The organism is Streptomyces sp. BR123 (assembly GCF_013401435.1).
Classification (GTDB): Bacteria; Actinomycetota; Actinomycetes; order Streptomycetales; family Streptomycetaceae; genus Streptomyces.
The window spans coordinates 1-6,914 of the sequence record NZ_JACBGN010000349.1; the positions used below are offsets into that span (position 1 = coordinate 1).

Genomic DNA, 6,914 nt, shown 5'->3' on the forward strand with positions numbered 1-6,914 from the left:
ACGTGGCGGCGTCCCTCGTGAAGGACCCGTTGGTGACAACCATGGCCACGCCGGCCCCGTAGACCGGCGCGGCTGTGCCGTTGATCCGGTACAGCGTAGCGGGACCCGCGTCAGAGCGGCGGCCGCAGCTCGACGACCTGGTACAGGTGGTCCGCTTCCGCCGACCACCTGACGAGAGCTTCGCGGTCGATCAGGCGTATCCCATGCACGTCTCCCCACGTGGCGGCGTCCCTCGTGAAGGACCCGTTGGTGACAACCATGGCCACGCCGGCCCCGTAGACCGGCGCGGCTGTGCCGTTGATCCGGTACAGCACCTCGGAACCGACCTTGCGGCCCCGGGTGGTGTGCTTGCACTGGACCGCCATCGCCCGGCCGACGGCATCGAACGCCAGCACGTCGACCGCCTGGTCCCCTCTGCCGCCGATGACCCGGGCCCTGAGACCGTCCCGCTCGAGCAACCGGCGCACGATGTCCTCGAACTCGCCCGGGGTCGCGCTGTCGATCTCTTCGACGGAGGGGCTGTACCCCGCCCGTCTCTCCGCGCGATCCGATCCGAGCCCGGTCCGCCAGGCCGCCCTCCGCCGCGCCTCCTCCAGAACGAGGCACAGACGCATGTCCCGGTTCTCCCGCTGGAGCCTGCGCGTCTCCGCCTCGTGGTGACTGAGCCGACGCCGATGGAAGCGCCGGGCGAAGACGACGACGGGAAGAGCGAGCAGCAGGCCCACGGTGAGCGAGGCGGACACGTCCTGGATCCGCATGAACCCGCTCCCCGCATCCGCGGAGGCCAATGGCAGCCCGGCCGTCCAGTTGTTGAGGACGGGCAGCCCGAGCGCCCCCACAACAACAAGCCCCAGCTTCCACCCGCCGACCGCCCGATACGGATACTCCGGCCGCCTCTGCCCCACACCGCCCCCACCCACGCTGCACCTCAGTGAGCCGGAGCATAAAGCCGGCCACTGACACCGCCCCCCGGAACACCCCGACGGCCCGCGGACGGCCCGGAGTTCACGCGTACACGTTCTTGCGTAGAAGCCGGACCTACCGAGGTGAACCGACGCACTACACGACGGATTCCCCCGTAGCTTCGCCCCCATCGGACGTAATCGACGTCCACGCGCGAAGGAACCCACATGGAAGACTCCTCCGAGACCAGCGGCGCAGCAGCACCGTCGCGGCCGAAGATCCCGTACGGGCGCGTCGCCTACCCGGCCATCGGCTACAAGATGGGCAGCCGGCAGATGGTGACCACGGTGATGAGCCCGGTCACCTACGTCGGGACCGTAGGCGAGCGCGAGAACTGGGACCCGCTGCAGGGAACCGGGACCAACCGCAAGGAGGACAAGAACCACCGGCAGGCCATCGCCAAGTACATCGAGGAAACCGAGGACTACGTCCTCAACTCGGTCCTCGTGTACTACCGTCCCGACGAAGCCAAGTTCGTGGCGGACGACCCCGAGGCCTCCATCAGCATGGGGACGCTGTACGTACAGCCCGGCGCGAAGGCCAAGGTGGGGGACGGCGGTCACCGCACCTCCGCCTACGGCGATGTCATCGAGGCCCACCGGCACGGCGACGAGGTGCTCGAGCGGCTGCAGGCCAACGGCCAGCCCGTGATCGTGGTGCTGGACGACGACCAGGCGCGCCGAGCGCAGGACTTCACCGACCTGCAGCAGAACGCCAAGCCGCTCAACGCCTCGATCGCGCAGTCGATGGACCGCCGCCAGGCGATCAACAAGATCCTGTTGGAGGACGTCCTGAAGGACGGCCAGGTGCCGGTCTTCGAGGGGGGCAAGCGAGTCGAGTTCCTCACCGACTCCCCCGGCAAGCTCTCGCCGAAGCTGACGGGATTCAAGACGCTGCGGTACGCGACGGGCACGCTCCTGGTCGGGACGGGCGCCCGCTCGTCCCGGACGTGGGACGAGGCCGTCGCGGTCGAGATCGCCACCACCGGACACGACGACGCACTCCAGAGGATGATCGATTTCTGGACCGGGTTCGGCACGCTGCCCGACGTGGCCAGCGCCCTGTCGGTCCCCAGTGGTGTCGTCAAGCTGCGCGAGACCACCTGGCTGACCAGCGCCTACGTGCTGTACGCACTGGCGGCGGCGGTGCGCGAGGTCACCCACGGCACCGACCTGACCATCAAGGAGGCGATGGAGGCGGCCGCGAACATCGACTTCACCCGGGCCGGGAGCACGTTCCACGGCACGCTGGTCGAGCCGGCCCAGTACGACGGCGGCAACCTGGTGGCCAAGGCGAAGACCCTGACCGGTCGCGACGCCTGGGAGGGTGCCGCGGAGAAGCTGGCCGCGAAGATCCGACAGAACTGACGCGGTCGGTCCGCTCGGCCGCTCCTGCCGCTGAGTTGGACTTCTTCAGAGTGCTGAGTGACAGCGCCCCCTCATGGTGAACTGGACGGCTGTGGGGCCCGAGGCCGGTGGCCGCGGGCCCCACAGGGGTTCCGGCCTGCGGCAGACGTCTGCCGCAGGCGGTCAGAGGACCGGGAGGTTCTCAGTCAGTCGCGACCGTAGGGGCGCAATAGCATAAGCCTTCTTCCAGGAGGTTGCCGCAAGGCGCTTTGCATCGGGGCCCATTTCCCGGTCGCACCACCGCCAGCTCATCCAGCCAATCGCAAGCCATTCTCATTCACACCCAGACACTTGCGGGCACACAGGCCCGAAGAACCGAAAGGTGCACGAATGAAAGAATTAGCACCACTCGCCGTCCCGATCATCGCGGCCTTGATCGGTGCAGCTGTCGCTCTTTGTGTGCCGAAAATTCAGAAACGGATCAACACGCAACATCAACTGGCCATCGAGCTCAGGAAGGCGGAGAAAAAAGTCGAGGACGAAGAGAGGGAGAAGCGCCGGAAGAGCGACGACCTACTTTTTTCCCGCATGGTTTCGATCCGCGAGGCCACCCACAGCCAGCTCGCCGAAGTTCAGCGCCTCTACGACTACTCTCACAATGTTGCGAGTCTGATTCCGGGTGCACGACCGGATCCAGGGCAGGCGTTCGCAGCGTTGCGCTACTGGCACGGCTCGAAATACAAGGAAATGGCCAGGCACGTAGGGGGGCGCTACCCCAAGGTTGAGGACGCATTCTCAGACTTTACGCAATGCCTAAATTCTGTAATTGATCAACTAGGCAGGGCGAAGAGGCGCGATTTCGCGTCAGCGGCCGAGGCCGGGTACGAGTCCGTCCTTGCAGCAAGAAATTCCTTGCTGGTCGAACTCGAATCCGCATCCAACGATCTCGGTTTCTCTCATGTGATCGACCAGGACTGAGCATGGCGTGGCCCCCACATCACGGTCCCAGGCAGACACGAGGAGGCCCGGTTGCTTCGGGCCGGCGGCCGTGCCGCCGGCCCCGAGTGCCGTGTGCGTGGGGTTCTGCCTCTGAGCTGCGGTTACAGGACCGGGAGGTTTTTGCGGAGTTCGAAGGCGGTTACCTCCGAGCGGTATTCCTCCCACTCCTGCTTCTTGTTGCGGAGGAAGAAGTCGAAGACGTGCTCGCCGAGGGTTTCGGCGACGAGCTCGCTCTTCTCCATCAGGGAGATCGCCTCGCCGAGGTTCTGCGGGAGGGGCTCGATGCCCATCGCGCGGCGCTCGGCGTCGGACAGCGCCCACACGTCGTCGTCGGCGCCGGCCGGGAGTTCGTAGCCCTCCTCGATGCCCTTGAGGCCTGCGGCGAGGAGGACGGCGTACGTCAGGTAGGGGTTGGCGCCCGAGTCGATGGAGCGGACCTCGATGCGGGAGGAGCCCATCTTGCCCGGCTTGTACATCGGGACGCGGATCAGCGCCGAACGGTTGTTGTGGCCCCAGCAGATGTACGAGGGCGCCTCGCCGCCGGAGCCTGCGGTGCGGGAGGAGCCGCCCCAGATCCGCTTGTACGAGTTGACCCACTGGTTGGTGACGGCCGAGGTCTCCGCCGCGTGGCGAAGCAGGCCCGCGATGAAGGAGCGGCCGACCTTGGAGAGCTGGTATTCGGCGCCCGACTCGTAGAAGGCGTTGCGGTCGCCCTCGAAGAGGGAGAGGTGGGTGTGCATGCCGGAGCCGGGGTATTCGGAGAAGGGCTTCGGCATGAAGGTGGCCTGGACGCCCTGCTCCAGGGCGACCTGCTTCATGACCAGGCGGAAGGTCATGATGTTGTCGGCGGTGGAGAGGGCGTCGGCGTAGCGGAGGTCGATCTCCTGCTGGCCGGGGGCGCCCTCGTGGTGGCTGAACTCGACCGAGATGCCCATGGATTCGAGCATGGTGATCGCCTGACGGCGGAAGTCCATGCCGACGTTCTGCGGGGTGTGGTCGAAGTAGCCGGAGTTGTCGGCCGGGACGGGGCGGGACCCGTCGAGCGGCTTGTCCTTCAGCAGGAAGAACTCGATCTCCGGGTGGGTGTAGAAGGTGAAGCCCAGGTCGGAGGTCTTGGCCAGGATCCGCTTCAGGACGAAGCGCGGGTCGGCGAAGGAGGGGGAGCCGTCCGGCATGAGGATGTCGCAGAACATGCGGGCGGTGCCCGGGGCCTCGGCGCGCCACGGCAGTATCTGGAAGGTGCCCGGGTCCGGCTTGGCGATCATGTCGGACTCGTAGACCCGCGCGAAGCCCTCGATGGCCGAGCCGTCGAAGCCGATGCCCTCGTCGAAGGCCTGCTCCAGCTCTGCCGGGGCGACGGCCACGGACTTGAGGAAGCCCAGCACGTCGGTGAACCACAGGCGCACGAAGCGGATGTCGCGCTCCTCCAGCGTCCGGAGGACGAATTCCTGCTGCTTGTCCATGCCTTCATCCTCGCAGTTCAGACGGCTTGTGCACCACCGCCCCCAGCGGTGGGCGCGCAGGGGGCGGGCCCAGTATCGCCAGTCGTGGTTTCCGCCACATTACGCACCCGCCGAAGGTCGTGGCACCCCCGCACTGACCTCGGACCCGTCATGAGCACTACCATCTGCGCCCATGGGGGGACGGGAGCACACGCGGCACGGGCGCATCGGGCACATCGGGCACATCGGGCGGCACCTGTCTCGGCGTGCCCTCATCGCGGTCGCCCTCTCCGTGCTGCTCGGAGCGCTGCTGCTGTGCGTACGCCCGGGTGAGCCGCATGCCGTGACCGCCGCTGCCGGGGCGTCCCACGCTGCCGGCGCGACGCCTGCTCCTGCTGCTCCTGTCCTGCACGGGCATGGGTACGGGCGTTCGCAGGCCCCGTACGCGGCCGCGCGCGTCGTGTGCGTGTCGCACGACGATCTGCCCGGCTGCTCCCCTTTTTCCCATGTCACCCCCGGCGTCCTGCCCGCCCCGCCGCCCGCCGTGCCGGTCGCGGCGGCCGCTGCGGATCCTGTCGCGCGTGTCGCCGACGCCGGGCGGGCCCGCCCGCACGGCACGCTCGCCCGGGCACCCGACCTCCACGCCCTCCAGGTGTTGCGGACCTGACAGGTCCGGCGCGCTCCCCCGCGCGCCCGACCGGATCCACACCTCCACCCCCCTCAGCAAAGGAACAGGGCACATGGCCGGCACCACCCGGAACGACCAGCACTCCCGCCAGGCGCGCATAGCCGAGATGCGCCGGGCCGAACGCGCCCGCGAGCGCCGCAACAAGGTCATCGTGATCACGGCCTCCGTGGCCGTCGTCGGCGGCCTCGTCGGCTTCGGCGCCTGGGCGCTGATCGACCAGAAGAACAAGGAGAAGGCCGCGGCCGCCGCGATCGAGGCCGCCCGGACGGCCCCGATCGCCCAGGAGCAGACCTGGGAGGCCAAGTCGCTGGGCCGCAACCACGTCGACACCCCGGTGACGTACCCGATGAACCCGCCGGTCGGCGGCGACCACAGCCCCCGCTGGATGAACTGCAACGGCGACGTCTACAAGGAGCCGGTCCCGCAGGTGAACGCCGTGCACTCGCTGGAGCACGGCGCGGTCTGGGTGACCTACAACGAGAAGGCCCCGCAGGCCGAGGTCGACCAGCTCGCCGAGACCGTGGCGAAGACCCCTTACTCGCTGATGAGCCCGGTCAAGGAGCAGGCCGGCGCCATCACGCTGAGCGCGTGGGGCAAGCAGGTCACCGTGGACAGTGCGTCCGACCCGCGGGTGAAGCAGTTCTTCACCAAGTACGTGCAGGGCCCGCAGACGCCCGAACCGGGCGCGGCCTGCACCAACGGGGTGGCCGGCAAGTGAGGCGCACGTACTGGGCGGCCGGTACGGCGGTGCTGTTGGCGCTGGTGTTCGCGGTGGCGGCGACCGTCGCCGCCGCCAGCGGAAGCTCCGGCTCCGGCCCGGCGCGGGAGCAGCGGACCCCGGCCCCGTACTCGCCGGACGCGGGCTTCGCCCGGGACATGGCGGTGCACCACCAGCAGGCGGTGGAGATGTCCTTCATCGTGCGTGACCGCACGCAGGACGAGGCCGTCCGCAGCCTCGCCTACGACATCGCCAACACCCAGGCCAACCAGCGGGGCATGCTGCTGGGCTGGCTCGACCTGTGGGGTCTGCCGAAGGTGCTGGCCGACGAGCCGCCGATGTCGTGGATGTCCGCGCACGGCGGCAGCGGGGAAGGAGGCGGCCACGGCGGCGGCCACGGCGGGCACGACATGGGCGGTGTCGCCGCCAAGCCGGGCGCGCTCATGCCCGGGATGGCGACCAAGGAGGAGCTGGCCGCGCTCGGCGCCGCCCAGGGCCGGGACGCGGAGGTGCTCTACCTCCAGCTGATGACCGACCACCACAAGGGCGGCGTCGCGATGGCCCGGGGATGCGCGGCCCAGTGCCGGACCCCGGCCGAGCGGGCGCTCGCCCAGGGCATGGTCGACGCCCAGCAGTCGGAGCTCACCCTGATGGCGGACATGCTGCGGCAGCGCGGGGCTGCGCCGCGCGGGTGACGTGACTCCCTCGTACGGTGGTGGGAGGGCGCCCTTCCCGGCCCTCCCCCCACCGTACGAGGG

7 protein-coding genes are annotated in these 6,914 nt (G+C 68.9%); 5 read left to right on the forward strand and 2 right to left on the reverse strand.

The genetic code is table 11. The features are described 5' to 3' along the window. Positions 1–110: 110 nt before the first annotated feature. Complete coding sequence (locus HYE82_RS32215) at positions 111–758, reverse strand: restriction endonuclease (protein WP_179177748.1); 648 nt, start codon at positions 756–758, stop codon at positions 111–113. A gap of 372 nt (positions 759–1,130) precedes the next feature. Between HYE82_RS32215 and HYE82_RS32220 the strand changes: the two genes are divergently transcribed. Continuing rightward, positions 1,131–2,330 (forward strand): DNA sulfur modification protein DndB, encoded by a 1,200-nt coding sequence (locus tag HYE82_RS32220; protein WP_179177749.1) that lies wholly within the window; start codon positions 1,131–1,133, stop codon positions 2,328–2,330. A 369-nt stretch (positions 2,331–2,699) separates the two neighbouring features. Then, a complete protein-coding gene (locus tag HYE82_RS32225; protein WP_179177750.1) occupies positions 2,700–3,287 on the forward strand; it encodes a hypothetical protein in 588 nt (195 codons plus the stop codon). Between the two features lie 122 nt (positions 3,288–3,409). Here HYE82_RS32225 and HYE82_RS32230 read toward each other — a convergent pair whose 3' ends face one another. Beyond that, complete coding sequence (locus HYE82_RS32230; RefSeq protein WP_179177751.1) at positions 3,410–4,771, reverse strand: glutamine synthetase family protein; 1,362 nt, start codon at positions 4,769–4,771, stop codon at positions 3,410–3,412. A 172-nt stretch (positions 4,772–4,943) separates the two neighbouring features. Between HYE82_RS32230 and HYE82_RS32235 the strand changes: the two genes are divergently transcribed. From HYE82_RS32235 to HYE82_RS32245, 3 genes are all read left to right on the forward strand, one after another. Next, a complete protein-coding gene (locus HYE82_RS32235) occupies positions 4,944–5,417 on the forward strand; it encodes a hypothetical protein (protein WP_179177752.1) in 474 nt (157 codons plus the stop codon). A 73-nt stretch (positions 5,418–5,490) separates the two neighbouring features. Further along, the gene (locus HYE82_RS32240) at positions 5,491–6,156 is read left to right on the forward strand and encodes a DUF3105 domain-containing protein (protein WP_256987966.1); all 666 of its coding nucleotides are present in this window, start codon (positions 5,491–5,493) and stop codon (positions 6,154–6,156) included. Further along, positions 6,153–6,851, forward strand: coding sequence for a DUF305 domain-containing protein (locus HYE82_RS32245; protein ID WP_309144518.1), 699 nt, complete (start codon positions 6,153–6,155; stop codon positions 6,849–6,851). The genes HYE82_RS32240 and HYE82_RS32245 overlap by 4 nt, the downstream gene beginning before the upstream one ends. Positions 6,852–6,914 lie beyond the last annotated feature (63 nt).